Origin of the sequence: Limnohabitans sp. DCL3 (assembly GCF_048019295.1) — a bacterium.
GTDB lineage: Bacteria > Pseudomonadota > Gammaproteobacteria > Burkholderiales > Burkholderiaceae_C > Limnohabitans_A.
The window spans coordinates 60382-80348 of sequence record NZ_CP171842.1; the positions used below are offsets into that span (position 1 = coordinate 60382).

Consider the following 19967-nt stretch of genomic DNA (forward strand, 5'->3'; position numbering starts at 1 on the left):
CTCAACAATTCAAAAGTAGAAGGAGAAAAAAGAGGCAAGCCGCACCATCACAGCAATCGCGCCAAATAGTGGCCGGTGAAGCTCGCCTTGTTTTTGGCCAGTTGCTCGGGGGTGCCTTCGCCCAGTACCGTGCCGCCGCCCGCGCCGCCCTCTGGCCCCATGTCGATCAGCCAGTCGGCCGTTTTGATCACGTCGAGGTTGTGTTCGATGATGACGATGGTGTTGCCCGCGTCGCGCAGCTGGTGCAGCACTTTGAGCAGCAGGTCGATGTCGGCAAAGTGCAGGCCGGTGGTGGGTTCGTCCAGGATGTAGAGCGTGCGGCCGGTGTCGCGTTTGGACAGTTCCAGCGCGAGTTTGACACGCTGAGCCTCGCCGCCCGACAAAGTGGTGGCACTTTGACCCAGGCGGATGTAGGTCAGGCCCACATCGAGCAGGGTTTGCAGCTTGCGAGCGATGTTGGGCACAGCGCTGAAGAACTGGTGCGCGGCTTCTACCGTCATGTTCAAAATCTGCGCGATGTTTTGGCCCTTGTATTGCACTTCCAGGGTTTCGCGGTTGTAGCGCATGCCGTGGCACACGTCGCAGGGCACGTACACATCGGGCAAAAAGTGCATCTCCACTTTCACCATGCCATCGCCCTGGCAGGCTTCGCAGCGGCCACCTGTCACGTTGAAGCTGAAACGCCCTGGACCATAGCCGCGCTCGCGTGCGGCAGGCACTTCGGCCATCAGCTCGCGGATGTGGGTGAAAAGGCCCGTGTAGGTCGCGGGGTTGCTGCGTGGGGTGCGGCCAATCGGCGACTGGTCGACGTTGATGACTTTGTCGAAGTGTTCCAGGCCATTGATTTCCTCGTGCGCGGCGGCTTCGTCGTGCGCACGGTGAATCTGGTGTGCGGCGGCGGTGTAGAGCGTGTCGTTGACCAGCGTGGATTTGCCGGAGCCGGATACACCCGTGACGCAAGTGAGCAAACCGACGGGGAACTTCACGTTCACGTTTTTCAGGTTGTTGCCACGGGCTCCAACGATCTCGATGAAGTCCTGGCCCGGCTTGTGGCGTTGGGGAATTTCGATCTTCTTGCGGCCCGACATGTACTGGCCCGTCACCGAATCGGGCGCGGCCAAAATGTCGGCGCAAGTGCCTTGCGCCATGACGCGCCCGCCGTGTACACCCGCGCCCGGCCCCATGTCGATCACATGGTCGGCAACGCGGATCATGTCTTCGTCGTGCTCGACTACCAGCACGCTGTTGCCGATGTCGCGCAGGTGCTGCAGGGTACCAATCAGGCGGTCGTTGTCGCGCTGGTGCAAGCCGATGCTGGGCTCGTCCAGCACGTACATCACGCCAGTCAGCCCGGAGCCAATCTGGCTGGCCAGGCGAATGCGCTGCGACTCGCCGCCCGACAAGGTGTCGGCACTGCGGTCCAGGCTCAGGTAGTTCAGACCCACATCGTTCAAAAACTTCAAGCGCAATGCGATCTCGCGCACCACTTTGTCGGCAATCTCGGCCTTGGCCCCATGCATCTGCAGGCCCTGAAAATACTGCTGCGATTCACCCAGGGTGATGTGGCTGATCTCGAAAATTGCGCGGGCTTGATCCCCTTCACCAATGCGCACATGGCGGGCTTCGCGCCGCAGGCGCGTGCCTTGGCAATCGGTGCAGGCCTGCATGTTGCGGTAGCGGGCCAGGTCTTCGCGCACCACCGCCGAGTCGGTCTCGCGGTAGCGCCGCGTCATGTTGGGGATGATCCCCTCAAACGGGTGTTTCTTGCTGACCTTTTTGCCCTGCGAAGCGCCAGACTCCATCGTGTAGCTGAATTTGATCTCTTCGTCGCCCGAGCCATGCAGCAAAACCTGTTGGTGAATGGGTGCGAGTTTTTCAAACGGCGTTTCGATGTCGAACTGGTAATGCTTGGCCAGGCTTTCGAGCATGCTGAAATAAAAGCCGTTGCGCCGGTCCCAGCCTTTGATGGCGCCACTGGCCAGGCTCAGGCTGGGGAAGGCGACGACCCGCTCCGGGTCAAAAAACGCCATATTGCCGATGCCGTCACATGTGGGGCAAGCGCCCATGGGCGAGTTGAACGAGAACAGGCGCGGCTCCAGCTCGCTGATGGAATAAGCACACACCGGGCAGGAGAACTTGGCGTTGAACAGGTGCTCTTTGCCGGTGTCCATCTCCAGCGCCACAGCCCGGTGCTCGGCCAGGTGCAGCGCGGCTTCAAAGCTCTCGGCCAGGCGCTGGCGCAGGGCGTCTCTGGCCTTGGCGTCCTCCTCCGACCTGACCTTGATGCGGTCTACCACCACATCGATGTTGTGTTTTTCGGTTTTTTTGAGCGTGGGCAGGTCTTCCACTTCCACCGTTTGGCCGTTGATGCGAAAGCGCACATACCCCAGGGCCTGCATCTGCTCAAACACCTTCTCAAACTCGCCTTTTTTTTCACGCGCGATGGGCGCGAGGATCATCAGCTTGGTGTCTTCGGGCAGGGCCAACACGGTGTCCACCATCTGGCTCACGGTCTGCGCTTGCAAAGGCAGGTGGTGGTCGGGGCAGTAAGGCGTGCCCGCGCGGGCATAGAGCAGGCGCAGGTAGTCGTGGATTTCTGTGACCGTGCCCACGGTGGAGCGCGGGTTGTGGCTGGTGGCTTTTTGCTCGATGCTGATGGCGGGCGACAGGCCCTCGATCAGGTCCACATCGGGTTTGTCCATCAGCTGCAAAAACTGCCGGGCATAGGCCGACAGGCTTTCGACATAGCGGCGCTGGCCTTCGGCGTACAGCGTGTCAAAAGCCAGGCTCGATTTGCCCGAGCCCGACAGCCCGGTGATCACCACCAGCTGGTTGCGCGGGATGTCGAGGTCGATGTTTTTCAGGTTGTGGGTGCGCGCCCCGCGCACGCTGATGTGGGTCTGACGCAGCGCCGAGGCCAGATACCGCGCGGGTTCGGGTTCTTCGGGCAAGAGAGGGGAGTCAGCAAGTTTCACAGTGGCCGCCAGATCAGCAAAACCTTTGATTATCCCTGCCCGCGTTATTTTTGGCCGTGCAGGCGATCCATCAGGGACAATTGCGACTTGGCTTTTGGTTCTTTGCAGAAAATTTGGTCGCCGTTCACGTGCTTTCCCCCTCACCCTCCCCCACTTCTTTAGACATGACGCCCACCGAGCGTCGCGCCAGTGCCTCGCTGGCGGGTATTTTTGCACTGCGCATGCTGGGTTTGTTTTTGGTCTTGCCCGTTTTTGCCATAGAGGCCCGGCGTTACCCAGGCGGCGAAGACCCGGTGTTGCTGGGCTTGGCCATGGGCATTTATGGCCTCACGCAAGGCTTGTTGCAGCTGCCCTTTGGCATGGCGTCTGACCGTTTTGGCCGCAAGCGCGTCATCGTGCTGGGCTTGTTGGTGTTTGCCGTGGGCAGCTTTTGGGCGGCCGCGGCGACCGATCTGAGCAGTTTGTTGGTGGGCCGAAGCCTGCAGGGGGCCGGGGCGGTCTCGGCCGCTGTGACCGCGTTGCTGGCTGACCTGACCCGGGACGAGGTGCGCACCAAGGCCATGGCATTGGTGGGGGGCAGCATTGGCTTGATGTTCGCTTTTTCATTGGTGGTTTCTCCTTTGCTCAACGGCTGGATGGGCTTGTCGGGCCTGTTTGGTCTGACGGCAGTGTTGGCATTGTTGGGTGTGGGTGTGGTGATTTGGGGGGTGCCCGCGGCACCCGAGCCGGAACGGGATCAGCACGGGGGGCGTTTGCGCGATGTGCTGGTGAACACCGATTTGATGCGCCTGAATGTGGGCGTGTTTGTGTTGCACGCCGTGCAGCTGGCCATGTGGGTGGCGGTGCCCGCTTTGTTGGTGCAGGCGGGTTTACAGTCCGCGCAGCACTGGCAGGTGTATTTGCCTGCTGTGGTGCTGTCGTTTTTGTTTTTGGGCGCGGTCTTCGCCATGGAGCGGCGAGGCCACTTGAAGAAGGCGTTCTTGCTCTCGATTGCCCTGATTTTGTTGGTGGAGCTGGGCTTTTTTTGGCAGTCGATGGGCACCACCGACTTCGCTTCGATGGCCGCATTGCTGCTGCTCTTTTTTTGTGGCTTCAATGCCTTGGAGGCGACCCAGCCCAGTTTGGCTTCGCGCATCGCACCACGGGCGCTGCGGGGAACGGCCATGGGGGTCTACAACACACTGCAATCCTTGGGTTTCTTTGTGGGTGGCCTGATGGGAGGTTGGCTGGTCAAGTCGTGGGGGACTCCCGCCCTGTTTTTGTGCTGCGGCGGGGCTTTGCTGGTCTGGTTGTTGGTGGCTTGGCCCATGCAAACGCCGGGCCGTGCGCCCACGACCGCGCCGGTGGCTTGAGGCCTGGGCGCCACATGCAGCGGGGGGCTGCCTGAGCGCTGGATTGGCCCCATAATTCGCACATCACCGAGGAGTTTTTCATGGCATCCGTCAACAAAGTCATCATCGTCGGCAATTTGGGTGCCGACCCCGAAACCCGTTATTTGCCATCAGGCGATGCGGTCACCAGCATCCGCGTGGCCACCACCGACCGCTACAAAGACAAACAGACCGGCGAGATGAAAGAAGCCACCGAGTGGCACAGCATCAGCTTTTTTGCCAAGTTGGCCGAAATCGCCGGTCAATACCTGCGCAAAGGCAGTCAGGTGTATGTGGAGGGCAGCCTGCGCACCCGCAAATACACCGACAAAAATGGCGTGGAAAAATATGCCACCGACATCCGTGCCGACAGCATGCAAATGCTGGGCAGTCGACAAGGCATGGGGGGGCCTTCTGAGGAAAGCGGCGCCAGCGCGGGTGGCTATGCCCCACGCCAAGCCCCTGCACGCCCTCAGGCTGCCCCCGCACAGCGCCCGGCGGCGGCAGCGCCCAGGCCTGCGGCGAGCAGCTTTGACGAGATGGACGATGACATCCCGTTTTGAAGCTGCACCAGCAGGCGCTGACAAGCCCTAGGCATGTCCATCAACCCGTGGCCCGCGTCACGGGTTTTTTATTGAAAATTGGCCATGAACGAAATCACCTCCCGCTTTTTGCCAACAGAAGACGCCCAGCGGCGTGAACTTCACAATGAAGTCCATGCCCGGCCCTCAGCCCGGGTGCGCTTGCCGGCCCTGATTGTTTATGTGGCGGTGCTCAATGACGGCGTATCGCGCGAGCAGGAGTTGAACCATTTGCGGCTTTTGCCGGGACATGCCGACTTGACCTTGGACCGCATGCGGGGCAATTTTTTGCGCTTGCGCTGTGACCACTACACCGTCAAGTGGGAGCGCCACACCGAGTTCACGCGTTACTCCATTGTGCAAACACTGCCCGCCCACGCAGGTTGGGGTGCGCACTGGCCCGAGTTGGCCACGCAGGTCGCCACAGGCACCGACTGGCTGCGTGGCTTGCCGGGCCAAACCATGGCGGCGATTCAATTGGGCATGGTCGAGGCCGATGATCTGCGCGACGACCTGATTGCCCAGTCCCAGGCCTGGTTGGGTGAAGGGGCGGTGCTGGCTTCGCGCATGGGCAACACCACCGAAGGTTTGCCGCATTCGAGCATCCTGACCAACTTTCGCATCGGCCCTGATGGCTTTGAGCGCATGCTGGTGTTGGCCCCAAGTGGCACCAGCGAGGCCCGCGCTGGGCGCATCTCACAGCGTCTGCTGGAGATGGAAACCTACCGCCTGATGGCTTTGCGTGGCTTGCCTGTCGCCAAGAACTTGTCGGCCATGTTGTCATCGGCCGAAGCGCAGTTGGCGGATATCACGGGTTTGCTTGAGCGCAAGGGCGAGACCGATCAGACCTTGCTTGATTTGCTGGTGTCTTTGGCTGCCCGCATTGAGCGGGCTACGGCCGAACACGGGTTCAGATTTTCGGCGACACGGGCCTACGACACCTTGGTCAGCCAACGCCTGACCGAGCTGCGCGAGCGGCCGATCTCGGGCACACAAACCTTGGGTGAGTTCATGCAACGGCGTTTGTCACCAGCCATGGCCACAGTGCAGGCCACGGAAAAGCGTCTGGCTTCTTTGGCCGAGCGGGTCTCTCGCACCAGCGCATTGCTGCGCACGCGCGTTGACATTGCAACCGAAGTACAAAACCAAATTTTGTTGGAAAAACTCACCAAAGGCCAAGCCTTGCAGCTGCGCTTGCAAAGCACGGTTGAAGGCCTGTCGATCGCGGCCATCAGCTATTACGTGGTGAGTTTGGTCTTGTACGGCGCTAAAGCCTTGAACAAAATGGGATTGCCGCTGAGCCCGGAAGTCTTGGCAGGCTTGTCGATCCCGTTCGTGCTTTTGGGGACTTGGAAAACGGTGCAAAAAATCCATGCACGCATTCACCGGGACTAGTTGGGGTGCAGCAGATCAGGCGCAATGCCTGTAGGGGCTGTGCTAAGCTGATTGATGGGCCGCCGCATCGGGTGGCGAGTCGTCAATGAGGATGAAAATGGACCTTCAACTGAATGGAAAAACGGCGCTGGTGACCGGTGCCAGTGTGGGTATCGGACGTGGTATTGCCAAAGCCCTGGCGGCCGAAGGCGTGCGGGTGGCGGTGTCGGCGCGGCGTGTGGACAAGCTCCAAGAACTGGCCGATGAAATCGTCGCTGCCGGTGGCCAAGCCCCGGTGATCATCGAATCAGACCTGTATGCCGACGATGCGGCCAAGCGTTTGGCGGCAGCGGCCTTGGACGGCTTGGGCCGTGTGGACATTTTGGTGAACAACGCGGGAGGCTCGCGCAGCTTCAAAGAGTTGCATGTGAGCGAAGAAGCTTGGCAAGAGGCCATCACATTGAATTTCCACCGTCCACGCCAAGTGGCCGATGCCCTGATCGATCAGATGATTGCGCGCCAATGGGGACGCATCATCAACATCACCGGCAAGAGCGAGCCCGAGCACACCAATGGTGCATTCTGTGCCAAGGCCGGCATGCACAGCTGGGCCAAAGGCCTGTCACGCATGGTGGGCAAACACGGTGTCACGGTCAACTGTGTACCGCCCGGACGCATCCATTCAGAGCAAATTTTCCGCAATTACACCCCGGAATACCGCCAGTGGCAGTGCGAGAACGAAATCCCCATGGGGCGCTACGGTGAGCCTGAGGACATGGCCAATTTGGTGACGTTTTTGGCATCACCTTTGGCCAGTTACATCACAGGCGCGGTGATCCCGGTCGACGGCGGCTTGCGCAAGTACCAGTTTTAAGCCCTGTTGGCGTGCCTTTCAAAGGCCAGTGATTTTGCGTTTTTGAAGTGCTTCAAACAAATGGTCATGGAACATGGCCGCCGCAGGTCTGAGGGCAGAGCCTTGCTTTCGCAGCAAGCCCAAGCTCCGCGCAATCGATGGGTTTTTCAGGGGCAAACCAATCACCACCGGGTGGTTGGTGGGTAGAGCGGTTCGAGGCACGGCCGCTATCCCCAGTCCCGCCTCCACCATGCCCAGCAAAGTTCCGATGTGACTGACCTCGAAGGCGAAGTTGGGCAATATGCCCATTTTGCTCATCACATCGTCGAGCAATTGGCGGTTGCCACTGCTGCGCGCCACCGAGATCAGCCGCTCGTTTTCAATGTGTGACCAATTCACACTTTTGCGAGAACTCAAGGCATGGTCACGCCGCATCGCCACCACAAACGGATCGGTGTGCAGGCCCTCAAAGGTGATTTCAGGCATCAGGGTATTCATAAAGCCAATGCCAAAGTCTGACTCACCTGTCAGCACACTTTGCAGAGTTTGGTTCATGGATTCATCAATGACACGAATCCGTATGGAGGGGTATTTGACGGAAAAGCTGCTGATGACATGCGGCAAAAAATACAGCGCAGCGGATGGAACGCAGGCCACCGTGACCCTGCCACTGCGCGTGGCAGCGATGTCTGAGATGCCCAAAATGGCGGACTCCAGATCGTCGATGGCGGCACGTGCTCTGTCCAGAAAAATGCGGCCAATGCTGGTCAGCTCCACCTCCCGTGTTGTTCGATTGAACAGCCGAGTGCCGATGATGGACTCGAGTTTTTCGATGCGCCGACTCAGTGCAGGTGGGGACAGGTGGATGTGATCAGCGGCCGCACGAAAGCTGCCGCGTTCGGCCACTGCGATGAAAGCCTGCAGTTGTTGCAAATCGAAATTGATGTGTTTCATGCATCAATGATATTAAAAATTGCAATTCAATAAAAGCTCAATTTCCTGCACCATTCGCGAACTTTGAAATCAAGCACAACACGTTGAAAGGTTCGCTATGAAGTTGAAATGGACATGGGTGGCGGGTTTGGCCTTGGCGGCCACTTGCAATTGGGGTGTGGCGCAGTCAGAAAAACCACTGACCCTTGTGGTACCAACCGCAGCAGGCGGTGGCAACGACGCCATGGCCAGGACCATTGGTCAAAAATTGGGGGTGCTGCTCAATCGCTCTGTGATCGTGGACAACAAGGCCGGAGCCAATGGCGCCTTGGCTTCTGAGTTCGTAGCCAAGGCAGCGCCCGATGGCAATACCCTGATGTTCGGTTACATCGCTACACACGCCATGAATCCAGCCTTGCAGAAGTTGCGTTACGACCCTGTCAAGGATTTTGAGGCTGTCGGTTTGGTCGGCTATTCACCCACCCTCATGGTGGTCAACCCCTCGCTCAAAGTCAAAGATGTGAAGGATTTGGTGCGGGTCTTGAAGGACAAGCCTGACCAGTACAGTGTCGCATCGGCTGGCAATGGCACAGCGCCCCACTTTGCCGCTGAGCTTTTCAAGTTGTCGACACAAACGTCCTTGCTCCATGTGCCTTACAAAGGATCTGCTCCAGCAGTCAATGACACCATCGGTGGTCAAACACAGGTCATGTTTCCCAGTTTGTTCACGGGCGTGCCTTTTGTGAAGTCGGGCCGCTTGCAAGCCTTGGCCATTGCGGGCAACAAACGCTCGGCTGTTTTGCCGGACGTGCCGACCTTGAAAGAACTGGGCATTGACGGCGTTGAGGTGGATCAGTGGTACGCGATTTTTGCACCTGCCAAAACACCGAAAGACGTCGTGAGCAAACTCAACCAGGCCTTGAACAAGGTGCTGAATGACCCAGAGATCATCAAAAAAATTGAAGGGCATGGCGCAGATGTTGAAACCAGTACACCCGAGCAACTGAGCGATATGGTGCGCAAAGATTTGGTGAAGTGGCGCCAAGTGGTGCAGCGTGCCAAACTGCAGGCCGACTGACATGGCCCACGTGAATCGGACAATTCCTTGTGTGTTGATGCGAGCTGGCACATCCCGCGGCCCTTTTTTCCTCAAGGCGTGGTTGCCAGAGGATCCTGCTGCACGTGACCAGGCGCTGATTGGCGCGATTGGTGCATCGGATCCTTTGCAGCTGGACGGACTGGGGGGCAACAGCACGCTCAACAGCAAGGTGGCCATCGTCTCGAAGTCAAGCTTGCCGGATTGTGATTTGGATTATTTGTTTGCCCAAGTGGGTGTGGGGCATCAATCGGTCGATACACGTCCCAACTGCGGCAACATGCTCTCCGGTGTGGCCCCTTTTGCCATCGAGCAAGGTTTGATTGAGGCGCAAGACGGGACCACCACAGTACGCATTCACAATGTCAATACCGGTGCCAAAATTGAGGCGACGGTGCAGACACCCGGGGGGCGGGTGACCTATGAGGGTTCTGCGCGAATTGATGGTGTGGCGGGGACGGCGGCTCCGGTCTTGTTGAATTTTCTGGACGCATGGGGCGCGGTGACCGGCCATTTGTTTCCCACAGGCCAGCGCGCCGAAAGCATTGAAGGCGTCACGGTCACTTGCATTGACGCGGCCATGCCACTGATGATCATGCGGGCGAGCGAGTTGGGGCTCACTGGCCGTGAACGACCTGCAGAACTCGACGCCAATGCCGCTTTGTTGGAAAAAATCGAGGTCATGCGATTGGAGGCGGGTCGCCGCATGGGGCTGGGTGATGTGTCGGGCAGTGTGGTGCCCAAACCGGTGATCGTCAGCCCGGGTGACAGCCCTGACAGCATTGTGTCGAGGTATTTCACCCCCCACCGTTGCCATTCGTCGCATGCCGTAACGGGGGCCATTGGTGTGAGTACCGCCTTCGCGTTGCCCGGAACGGTGGCTTCAGGCCTGACCCGCGCCAGTGGACGTCATTTGTTATCGGTGGTGCACCCTCAAGGGCAAATCGACATCGATGTGGAAGTCGTGGGCGAGGGGGTGGATGCGGTGGTGCAAAAGGCCGCCCTGGTGCGTACAGCACGCAAGATCATGCAAGGCGAATTGCATTTGCCCGATTACGTTTTCCCGCCAGAGCAGGCAGATTCGCCGGTAGCCTTGGAAACGTACCCCAGCGAGCCCATCACCATCATCGTGCCCACCAGTGCCGGCGGTGGCAATGACACCATGGCGCGGGTGCTTTCGCGCAAGCTTGGACCGCAACTTGGCCAGTCGATCGTGGTGGATAACCGTGCCGGTGCCAATGGCAGTGTGGCCGCGGAATACGTGGCTGCGGCTCGTCCGGATGGCTACACCTTGATGTTTGGTTACATCGCCACACACGGGATCAATCCCGTCATGCAAGACGTGCGTTATGACCCTCAGACGGATTTCGTGCCCGTTGGCTTGATTGGGCACTCGCCCAGTGTGCTGGTGGTGCGTGCTGGGCAGGAACTTCGAACAGCAAAGGATTTGCTGGAGCGCTTGCGCAGTCAACCTGAGGCGATGAACTACGCCTCGGCCGGTGAGGGCACGGTGCCGCATCTGGCCGCTGAAATGTTGCTCCGCCGTCAGGGTGTGGTTTCGGAGGGGGTGACCCACTCGGGTGCAGCGCCCGCCTTGAACGCATTGATGCGGGGTCAGGCGCAGTGGATGGTGCCCAGCTTGTTCAGTGCTTTGCCCTACCTCAAGTCGGGCAAACTGGTGGCGCTCGCGGTGGCGGGGCAGCAGCGTTTGCCCTCGTGGCCAGCATTGCCCACGTTTGCCGAACTGGGTCTGAACGAGTTGGACTTGACGCAGTGGTACGGGCTGTTTGCGCCCGCGGGTACGCCGCCGGCAGTGGTGGATACCTTGAATGCCGCTTTGAACAAGGTGTTGCTGGATCCTGAAACCGTGGCGCGTTTGCTGGACGATGGTGTGCAGGTTCAACCCAGCTCGCCACAACAACTGGGGTGGCATGTCAAATCTCAATTGCAGCACTGGGCCAAAGTGACACAAGAGTTTCGATTGACCGAGCCAGCTGAATTGGTGTGAGGGCCTCTTGGCGGGTGTCCGCACAGAGGGCAAGCCTGCAGACAGAAAAGCGTTTCGGACCACAATACAGGCCATTTGATCCGTCACGCTTATGAAAATCGATTTCGATGGCTTGCAGGCTTTTGTCACCGTTGCGGAGTTGGGGGCCTTCAACAAGGCCGCCGACAAACTCGGCCTGACCCAGGCTGCTTTGACGCGGCGTATCCAGAAGCTGGAGAACTACCTCGACCTCAAGCTGATGGACCGCACCACGCGCCACATGGCTTTGACACCTGTGGGCAGAGACTTGCTGCCCAAGGCCCGGTCCCTGGTCATGGACATGGCCAGCACCTTCACGCAATTGAAGGATGCTTCCCAAACAGGAAAAGGCCATTTCACTTTGGCGTGTGTGCCCACCTTGGCCACCTCGGTGTTGCCACTCTGGATTCGCCAGTACCGAGATCGGTTTCCTGCCAATCGCGTCAAGTTGGTCGATGCCAGTGCTTACGAAATACGCGAGGCCGTTTTGGGTCAGCAGGCTGAGTTGGGGGTGACGGTACAAGGCACCAAGCATCCTGATTTGGAAGAGACCATGCTCTTCGACGATCCCCTGATGTTTTATTGCCGCAGCGAACATCCTTTGAGCAACAGGTCCGCACTGACCTGGGCCGATATGAATGTGGATGACCTGATCGTGGTCAGCAGCTTCACAGGCACCCGCATCGTCATGAATTACCAACTGGCCAAGAAAGGCATTGAGCTTCAGGGGCATTACGAAGTTCAGCACCACGCCACAGCGCTCAATTTGGTGACGGCGGGTGTGGGTTGCGCCATCATGCCCGCGACCACGTGTGCGGACGGCGACCGTCCGGGGGTGCTGCGCATTGCACTCAAATCGCCTGTGGTGCGCCGCAAAATCGTGTTGGTGCGCAAGAAGGGCGTGACGCTTTCGCCAGGTGCACAGGCCTTCAACGACATTGTGCTGTCGATGGCCCATGCGGGTTTCCGCCCTTGAGCGGGTCTGAAGTACGGGGTCGTTGATTGTTGCGTTATCCGTAATAATCGACTTTATTTTTTCATTTGTCGTTCAATCGATCATCGACCATACTGACGGCATTGACCTGAGGACTTTCCACGTGAGCTTAGATGTTTTGGTGATCGGCGGCGGCAACGCGGCCCTGTGCGCGGCCCTGATGGCTCGAGAAGCCGGGGCCAGCGTGATGCTGCTGGAGTCGGCACCGCGCGAGTGGCGCGGCGGCAATTCGGGCCACACGCGCAATTTGCGCTGCATGCACGATGCGCCCCAAGACGTGCTGGTTGACGCCTACCCAGAAGAAGAATTTTGGCAAGACCTGCTCAAAGTCACTGGCGGCTTGACCAACGAGCACCTGGCACGCCTGGTCATTCGGCATTCGGCCACTTGCCGGCCTTGGATGGTCAAGCATGGCGTGCGCTTTCAGCCATCGCTGTCGGGCGCTTTGCACACGGCCCGCACCAATGCGTTTTTCATGGGTGGGGGGAAGGCGCTGGTCAACGCCTATTACCGCAGCGCCGAAAAGCTGGGTGTGCAGATCCACTACAACGCCGAAGTCGACACCCTTGAGTTGGACGAAGGCCGTTTTGTGGCCGCATCGGTCCAGCACAAGCTGCCCGACGGCAGCGTGCGGCGTGAACGCATCACCGCCCGCACCTGCGTTTTGGCGGCAGGAGGCTTCGAATCCAACCGCGAGTGGCTGCGCGAAGCCTGGGGTCAAAACGAGCGCGGTGAATACCCGGCGGATCAGTTTTTGATTCGCGGCACGCGCTTCAACCAAGGCGTGTTGCTCAAGCACATGCTCGAGCAAGGCGCTGACCGCATTGGTGATCCCACCCAGGCGCACATGGTGGCGATTGACGCCCGTGCACCTTTGTACGACGGCGGCATTTGCACCCGCATTGATTGCGTGTCTTTGGGCGTGGTGGTCAACCGCGAAGCGCGGCGCTTTTACGACGAAGGTGAAGATTTTTGGCCCAAGCGCTACGCGATCTGGGGCCGCTTGGTGGCGCAGCAGCCGGGGCAGGTCGCGTATTCCATCATCGACGCCAAGGCCGTGGGCCGCTTTATGCCGCCTGTGTTTGAAGGCACCCAGGCGGACAGCCTGCCTGAGCTGGCCCGCAAACTGGGCCTGGATGAGGCGACCTTCATGCAAACGCTGAATGACTACAACGCGGCTTGCCGTGAAGGAAGGTTTGACCACACGGCGCTGGACGATTGCCACACCGAGGGCGTGAACCCGGCCAAAACCCACTGGGCGCGTCCACTGGACACTGCGCCTTATTACGCTTATGCCGTGCGGCCTGGCGTGACGTTCACTTATCTGGGCCTCAAAACCGATGACACCACCGCTGTGCGATTCAATGACCAGCCTAGCCCCAACTTGTTTGTGGCGGGCGAGATGATGGCCGGCAATGTGCTGGGCAAGGGCTACACCGCCGGGGTGGGCATGACGATTGGCACCGCCTTTGGCCGCATCGCAGGGGAGCAGGCGGCCAAAGCCGTCCAAGCGCAAAAGCAAGGAGCTGCTCATGCAAACGCTTGAAGCCCTGACCCAAGATGCCCGCGCGCTGGCGCGTGGTGAGCTGACTGCACCCGAGTCCGAAGTGGCGCGGCAGATGCACATTTGCAATGGTTGCCGCTATTGCGAGGGTTTTTGTGCCGTCTTCCCGGCCATGACGCGCCGTTTGGAGTTTGGCAAAGCCGACATCCATTACATGGCCAACCTGTGCCACAACTGCGGAGCGTGTTTGCACGCTTGCCAATATGCCCCGCCGCACGACTTCGCCATCAACGTGCCCAAGGCCATGGCCCAGGTGCGCGGTCAGACCTATGCCGATTACGCCTGGCCCCCCGCTTTGGGCAGCCTGTACCAACGCAACGGCCTGACCTTGTCTGTGGCTTTGGCGTTTGGATTGGCGTTGTTTTTGGCTTTGGCCATGCTGCGTCAGGGCACCTTGTGGTCAACACCTGTAGCGGGCGGCTTTTATGCGGTGTTCCCCCACAACCTGATGGTCAGTCTTTTTGCGCCCATCTTTTTGTTTGCGGTGTTGGCGCTGACCCTGGGCGTGCGGCGCTTTTGGCGCGATGTGACGCCCGCCACCAGTGGGGCCGACTTGACGCCACCTGCTGCGGCCGAGGCCGCACACGCGGCCTTGCGCCTGAAGTACTTGGACGGTGGCCACGGCGAAGGTTGCCACAACGAAGACGACGCTTGGACCCATGCCCGCAGGCGTTACCACCACCTGACGTTTTACGGCTTCATGCTGTGTTTTGCCGCCACCAGTGTGGCCACGCTGTACCACTATGTATTGGGTTGGCCCGCACCTTATGACTTGACGACTTTGCCCAAGTTGCTGGGGGTCATCGGCGGGGTGAGTCTGGCGATGGGCACGGCCGGTTTGTGGCGCTTGAACCTGCGCCGCCACCCGGACCATGGCGATGCGGCGCAAAAGCCCATGGACCGGGGCTTCATCGCCTTGTTGTTCTTGGTCAGCGTGACGGGTTTGCTCTTGTGGCTGCTGGGCCAAACAGCGGCCATGCCTTTGATGCTGGCGCTGCATTTGGGCGCGGTGATGGCCTTGTTTCTGACCCTGCCCTACGGCAAGTTTGCGCACGGTGTGTTCCGCACAGCCGCTTTGCTGCGCTTTGCCATCGAAAAGCGTCAGCCCAACCGCTTGGGTCTGGGTGGCGAATAAGTCAGTCCGTTTTGGGGGGGCAGGCGCTGGCCGAATGGATCACGCCGCCGCCCAAACACACTTCGCCGTCGTAGAGCACCGCGCTTTGGCCGGGGGTGACAGCCCATTGAGGGTCGTTGAAGGACAGCTCAAAGCCTGTTGACCCATCGGGCATTCCGAGCCCTTGTAAGCTGCATGGCGCATCGGTCTGTCGGTAGCGCGTCTTGGCCGCATAGGTACCGGGGGCTGGAGCCTGGCCCGCGCACCAGCTCACATCGGTGGCTTGCAGTTGGGGTGAGAGCAGCCAGGGGTGGTCATGGCCTTGCACCACCCACAAGGTGTTGTTGGGAATGTCTTTGCGGGCCACAAACCAAGGCGTGTGTTCACCCGCGCCCCGCAAGCCTTGGGCTTGTAGCGCCTTCATTTCTGCCCCTTTGGCTTTGATGCCACCAATGCCTAGCCCTTGGCGCTGGCCCAAGGTGTAGAAGCTCAGGCCCACGTGTTGGCCAATGGTGCGCCCCGATGGGTCTTTGATCGGGCCGGGTTCTTTGCTGATGTAGCGGTTCAAGAACTCGCGGAAAGGCCGCTCGCCGATGAAGCAAATGCCGGTGGAGTCCTTCTTTTTGGCATTGGGCAGACCCATTTCTTCCGCAATGCGGCGCACCTCGGTTTTGTGCAACTCGCCGACAGGGAAGAGGGTTTTGGACAACTGCGCTTGGTTCAGGCGGTGCAAAAAGTAACTCTGGTCTTTGCTGGGGTCTAAACCCTTGAGCAGCTCGTGCCGACCTGACGCGGCGTTCTGCCGCACGCGGGCATAGTGGCCCGTGGCGATTTTCTCGGCGCCCAGCCGCATGGCATGGTCCAAAAATGATTTGAACTTGATCTCCGCATTGCACAAGATGTCGGGGTTGGGCGTGCGCCCGGCTTGGTATTCGCGCACAAACTCGGAAAAAACCCGGTCTTTGTAATCGGCCGCAAAATTGACGTGCTCGATCTCGATGCCCAGCACATCGGCCACGGCAGCGGCATCCACAAAATCAATGTTGGACGAGCAGTATTCGCTGTCGTCGTCATCTTCCCAATTTTTCATGAAGATGCCAATCACCTCATGGCCTTGTTGCTTGAGCAGGTGAGCGGTGACAGCGGAATCGACGCCGCCGGACAAACCGACGACCACACGGTTGAGATGGGACATGCTGCAATTATCCCGTGACGCTTGCCGCAGCGGACCCCGTTTCCCAAATTTATAATGCCCGATGGGTCCATCTGAATGAATCAAAACTGCACTTGGTGCCAATACGGTCGAACTTTCCTGAGCGATGTCGCCCATGGGATGCTCATCATCACCCACAGTGGATTGGCCATGGTGGGCGTGACATCGCTCGCCATGGTGCTGGCTTTGTGGCTCAATCCACAATGGCTGCACTCGGCGGAAGGGGCGGTGTTCAATTGGCTGCGTGATCGCCAGGTGTTGCTGTCTTGGCTGCCCCAAGACACGACCGAGCGCGCCACTGCCCTGCGCTTGCAGGATCTGCCCAAGCCCCAAGCTGCCGTGGCGGAATGGCTGGCCCGTAAATACAAAGTCGCTCCAGAGCCCTTGGCTGCATTGGTGGCCGAGTCGTATGCCTTGTCCAAAAAAACCAAATTGCCGCCACATTTCATCTTGGCGGTGATGGCCATTGAGTCAAACTTTCACCCGTATGTGCAAAGTCAGGCTGGTGCGCAAGGCTTGATGCAGGTGGTGACCGACATCCATGTCAAGCGCTACGAGGCTTATGGCGGCCGCCTCGCCGCCTTCGATCCGATTGCCAATGTGCGTGTGGGGGCGGCGGTGCTCGCCGATGCCATCAAGATGCGCGGCGGCTCGTTGGAAGAGGGCCTGAAGTTTTATTTGGGTGGCTATGCCCTGACAGAAGACGGTGGCTATGTGGCCAAAGTGTTGGCTGAACAGGCGCAATTGGACAGTGTGGCCGCAGGACGCAAACCGACTTTGCCTTGACCGTTGCAGTCGGCCTCAAGTCCGCAGGAAAAAGACGCCACTCATGACGAGCCCTGTGCCGATGACCAGGCTCCGTACCCAGTGCGCCGGCAGTCGCTTGGCCCAACGTGCACCCACCCAGCCGCCCGCGGTGGCCAGTGACATCATCCAAACCGCTTGGGGCCAGACGATGGCTCCGGCCACGGCGAAGGCGGCCACCGACAGCAAGGACAGCACCAATGAGTTGAGATTTTTCAGTGCGTTGACGGTGTTCAGCCGCTGCTCGCCCGTCAGGGTGTAGAGGGCCATCAACAAGATGCCCAGTCCCCCGTTGAAATAGCCACCGTAAATGGCCACGCCCATCAGACCGGGTAAGCGCCAAGCAGGGTGACCCTGGCCTGCATGGCGTTTGGCCAGCCCAGGGCCTGCGGCAAACAATGCCGTGGCCATGAGCAGCAGCCAGGGCACCAGTCCTGTAAACACGCGGTCGGGGGTGATCAACAACAAACCCGCACCGATCAGGCCACCGCTCGCCGAGATCAGCACTTCCCGCTTCAGCCCTGAGCTGGGCAAAGCGCGGAGTTCAGACCGAAAGCCCAGAACGCTGCCCAAATAGCCGGGACTGACGGCCATGGCGCTGGTGGCGTTGGCCGCCAAAGGGGGAACGCCAGCAAATACCAAGGCCGGAAAAGTCAGAAAGCTGCCACCACCGGCCACGGCATTGAGCACCCCTGCGCCAAAAGCGGCTGCTCCGGTCAGCAACCAGAGGGCTTCGCTGGGCCATGCGGCACTCATGGTTGCAATGGTTGTAAGTGGGCGACAGCCGGATCGGTGTAGATCACGGCCAGTGGATAGCGTTGTCCGGCCAAGTGGTCTTCCATACAACGCAAGACCAAGGGGCTGCGGTGCCGGTCCGCACTGGCGCGCACTTCGTCAGGGGTCATCCAAAGTGTGCGCACAATGCCTTCATCCAGCTTCAGATGGGTTTGCAGCGCCCCAAGCGCGCCGCAAAAGGCCATTCGCACATAGGTGATGTCTTCGCCCGCGGCAGGGCGTTGAAAGCGCGATAAATAAATGCCCACCAAGGCAGTGGGCTCAAAAAGATGCGCAGTTTCCTCCAAGGCTTCACGGGCGCAGCCTTGTGCAGGCGATTCGCCCGGGTCGAGGTGACCGGCTGGGTTGTTCAGGCGCAAACCTTCTTGGGTGTGCTCTTCGATCAACAGGTAGCGGCCATCTTTTTCAATGATGGCGGCCACCGTGACATTGGGTTTCCAGCGTGTGTCCATGTGGCGAATTATCAACCCTTGTCCGGTCGATGGCACCATTTTGGGGCCACGCTTGGCCGAAACCAGGGGGGATTTTGGTTAATATCAGGCATTGCTGATATTTGACGCGTTTGCCCTATCGCATGGCACAGCGAAGCCTGAGCACGCCTGTCAAAGCTTGACATCGGTTAAGCTGGAGTATCGGTTATTTTTTGTGGAACGAGCGAGGAGACAAACATGCAAACAGGCGACACCGCCGCCAAGCCGCAGCGCATTGGCGTGCCCCGTGAGATTTTCCCCGGTGAAAAACGGGTGGCCACAGTCCCGGATGCGGTGACCAAACTGGTCAAACTCGGTTTTGCCGTGGTCATCGAGCAAGGCGCTGGCGAATTGGCGGACTTGTCGGACGCGGCCTATGTCGAAGCCGGTGCCACGATAGCACCCAGCGCTGCGACCTTGTGGAGCGGCAGTGACATTGTGTTCAAGGTGCGTGCGCCCACGGCCGATGAAGTCGCGCTGATGCACGAAGGCCAGACGCTGATCGGTTTCTTGTGGCCCGCCCAAAACCCCGATTTGATGCAGCAGCTGGCGGCCAAAAAGGTCACGGCACTGTCGATTGATGCGCTGCCTCGCACCCTCAGCCGCGCCCAGAAGATGGATGCGCTGACCTCCATGGCCGGTGTGAGTGGCTACCGTGCAGTAGTGGAGTCGGCCAATGCGTTTGGTCGCTTCTTCAACGGCCAGATCACGGCCGCAGGCAAAGTGCCCCCCGCCAAAGTGTTCATTGCTGGCGCCGGTGTGGCCGGTTTGGCCGCGATTGGTGCGGCCGCCAGCTTGGGGGCCATCGTGCGTGCCAATGACACCCGCGCCGAAGTGGCCGACCAGGTGGTTTCGCTGGGCGGTGAGTTCGTCAAGGTGGACTACGAAGAAGAAGGCTCGGGCGGCGGCGGTTACGCCAAAGTCATGAGCGAGGGCTTCCAGGCCGCGCAGCGCGAGATGTACGCCAAACAAGCCAAAGAGTGCGACATCATCATCACCACCGCGCTGATTCCCGGCAAACCCGCGCCTAAGCTGATCACCGCTGAGATGGTGCAAAGCATGAAGCCCGGCAGCGTGATCGTGGACATGGCCGCCGAGCAAGGCGGTAACTGCGAATTGACCGAACCCGGCAAGGCCGTGGTCAAGCACGGCGTGACCATTGTGGGTTACACCGACTTGGCTTCGCGCATGGCGCGTCAGTCCTCCACGCTTTACGGCACCAACCTGTTCCGCTTGACCGAAGAGCTGTGCAAGACCAAAGACGGCGTGATCAACGTCAACATGGAAGATGACGCGATCCGCGGCCTCACCGTCATCAAGAACGGTGAAATCACCTGGCCTGCGCCGCCCTTGGCGGTGGCCCCCAAGCCCGCCCCCAAGCCTGCTGCCGCGCCTGCCGCGAAAAAAGGCCATGGCCATGGCGAGCCCTCGGGGCCCATGCCGGTCGGGCAGTTGCTCATCGTGTCAGCGGTCGCTGCCGTGCTGCTGGTGTTGGTTGGGGCGTATGCGCCTGCGGCGTTCTTGTCGCACTTCACGGTGTTTGTGCTGGCTTGCTTTGTGGGCTACATGGTGGTGTGGAACGTCAAGCCTGCGCTGCACACCCCGCTCATGAGCGTGACCAACGCGATCAGCTCCATCATCGCCATCGGTGCGCTGGTGCAGATTTCGCCGCTTGCCGCTGCCGGTCGCCCCAACACCTTGATCGGCATCTTGGCTGCTTTGGCCCTGGTGCTGACGGCCATCAACATGTTTGGCGGCTTTGCTGTCACCCAGCGCATGCTGGCCATGTTCCGAAAGTAAATGAA

The 19967-nt window shown here is 59.7% G+C and carries 16 protein-coding genes; 11 read left to right on the plus strand and 5 right to left on the minus strand.

What is annotated here, in order from left to right; all coding sequences use genetic code 11:
* Window positions 1-47: 47 nt before the first annotated feature.
* Window positions 48-2951 carry an excinuclease ABC subunit UvrA gene (gene uvrA / locus ACHEXK_RS00335; RefSeq protein ID WP_416547286.1) on the minus strand — a complete coding sequence of 968 codons (2904 nt, stop codon included), beginning with the start codon at window positions 2949-2951 and terminating at the stop codon, window positions 48-50.
* Between the two features lie 188 nt (window positions 2952-3139).
* Here uvrA and ACHEXK_RS00340 point away from each other — a divergent pair, with 188 nt between their 5' ends.
* The 4 genes from ACHEXK_RS00340 to ACHEXK_RS00355 all read left to right on the plus strand — a co-directional run bounded on the left by ACHEXK_RS00340 (window position 3140) and on the right by ACHEXK_RS00355 (window position 7174).
* Window positions 3140-4327, plus strand: a complete 1188-nt coding sequence (locus tag ACHEXK_RS00340; RefSeq protein ID WP_416547287.1) for an MFS transporter — start codon at window positions 3140-3142, stop codon at window positions 4325-4327.
* Window positions 4328-4407: 80 nt separating this feature from the next.
* Window positions 4408-4908 carry a single-stranded DNA-binding protein gene (ssb, locus tag ACHEXK_RS00345; RefSeq protein ID WP_416547288.1) on the plus strand — a complete coding sequence of 167 codons (501 nt, stop codon included), beginning with the start codon at window positions 4408-4410 and terminating at the stop codon, window positions 4906-4908.
* A gap of 84 nt (window positions 4909-4992) precedes the next feature.
* Window positions 4993-6321, plus strand: a complete 1329-nt coding sequence (locus ACHEXK_RS00350) for a DUF3422 family protein (RefSeq protein ID WP_416547289.1) — start codon at window positions 4993-4995, stop codon at window positions 6319-6321.
* 97 nt (window positions 6322-6418) lie between these two features.
* The gene (locus tag ACHEXK_RS00355; RefSeq protein ID WP_416547290.1) at window positions 6419-7174 is read left to right on the plus strand and encodes an SDR family NAD(P)-dependent oxidoreductase; all 756 of its coding nucleotides are present in this window, start codon (window positions 6419-6421) and stop codon (window positions 7172-7174) included.
* Window positions 7175-7192: 18 nt separating this feature from the next.
* Here the strand turns inward: ACHEXK_RS00355 and ACHEXK_RS00360 are convergent, their stop codons facing one another.
* Entirely contained in the window at window positions 7193-8107 is a 915-nt protein-coding gene (locus ACHEXK_RS00360; protein ID WP_416547291.1) for a LysR family transcriptional regulator, read from the minus strand.
* Between the two features lie 97 nt (window positions 8108-8204).
* Here ACHEXK_RS00360 and ACHEXK_RS00365 point away from each other — a divergent pair, with 97 nt between their 5' ends.
* The 5 genes from ACHEXK_RS00365 to tcuB all read left to right on the plus strand — a co-directional run bounded on the left by ACHEXK_RS00365 (window position 8205) and on the right by tcuB (window position 14901).
* Window positions 8205-9164 (plus strand): Bug family tripartite tricarboxylate transporter substrate binding protein, encoded by a 960-nt coding sequence (locus ACHEXK_RS00365; protein ID WP_416547292.1) that lies wholly within the window; start codon window positions 8205-8207, stop codon window positions 9162-9164.
* A gap of 1 nt (window position 9165) precedes the next feature.
* Complete coding sequence (locus ACHEXK_RS00370; protein WP_416547293.1) at window positions 9166-11190, plus strand: 4-oxalomesaconate tautomerase; 2025 nt, start codon at window positions 9166-9168, stop codon at window positions 11188-11190.
* 91 nt (window positions 11191-11281) lie between these two features.
* Entirely contained in the window at window positions 11282-12184 is a 903-nt protein-coding gene (locus ACHEXK_RS00375; protein WP_416547294.1) for a LysR family transcriptional regulator, read from the plus strand.
* A 121-nt stretch (window positions 12185-12305) separates the two neighbouring features.
* A complete protein-coding gene (gene tcuA, locus ACHEXK_RS00380) occupies window positions 12306-13748 on the plus strand; it encodes an FAD-dependent tricarballylate dehydrogenase TcuA (protein WP_416547295.1) in 1443 nt (480 codons plus the stop codon).
* On the plus strand, window positions 13735-14901 hold the full coding sequence (gene tcuB, locus ACHEXK_RS00385; protein WP_416547296.1) for a tricarballylate utilization 4Fe-4S protein TcuB: 1167 nt from the start codon (window positions 13735-13737) through the stop codon (window positions 14899-14901). The genes tcuA and tcuB overlap by 14 nt, the downstream gene beginning before the upstream one ends.
* 1 nt (window position 14902) lies before the next feature.
* Here tcuB and mnmA read toward each other — a convergent pair whose 3' ends face one another.
* Window positions 14903-16075 carry a tRNA 2-thiouridine(34) synthase MnmA gene (gene mnmA, locus ACHEXK_RS00390; RefSeq protein ID WP_416547297.1) on the minus strand — a complete coding sequence of 391 codons (1173 nt, stop codon included), beginning with the start codon at window positions 16073-16075 and terminating at the stop codon, window positions 14903-14905.
* A gap of 75 nt (window positions 16076-16150) precedes the next feature.
* On the opposite strand from mnmA, the gene ACHEXK_RS00395 reads away from it, so the two are divergent.
* Window positions 16151-16879 (plus strand): transglycosylase SLT domain-containing protein, encoded by a 729-nt coding sequence (locus ACHEXK_RS00395; protein WP_416547298.1) that lies wholly within the window; start codon window positions 16151-16153, stop codon window positions 16877-16879.
* 15 nt (window positions 16880-16894) lie between these two features.
* On the opposite strand, the gene ACHEXK_RS00400 is transcribed toward ACHEXK_RS00395, so the two are convergent.
* The gene (locus tag ACHEXK_RS00400; RefSeq protein ID WP_416547299.1) at window positions 16895-17653 is read right to left on the minus strand and encodes a sulfite exporter TauE/SafE family protein; all 759 of its coding nucleotides are present in this window, start codon (window positions 17651-17653) and stop codon (window positions 16895-16897) included.
* Complete coding sequence (locus ACHEXK_RS00405; RefSeq protein ID WP_416547300.1) at window positions 17650-18144, minus strand: NUDIX hydrolase; 495 nt, start codon at window positions 18142-18144, stop codon at window positions 17650-17652. Before ACHEXK_RS00405 ends, ACHEXK_RS00400 begins: the two co-directional genes overlap by 4 nt.
* A gap of 216 nt (window positions 18145-18360) precedes the next feature.
* Here ACHEXK_RS00405 and ACHEXK_RS00410 point away from each other — a divergent pair, with 216 nt between their 5' ends.
* Window positions 18361-19962, plus strand: a complete 1602-nt coding sequence (locus ACHEXK_RS00410; RefSeq protein WP_416547301.1) for a Re/Si-specific NAD(P)(+) transhydrogenase subunit alpha — start codon at window positions 18361-18363, stop codon at window positions 19960-19962.
* The last annotated feature ends 5 nt before the right edge of the window (window positions 19963-19967 follow it).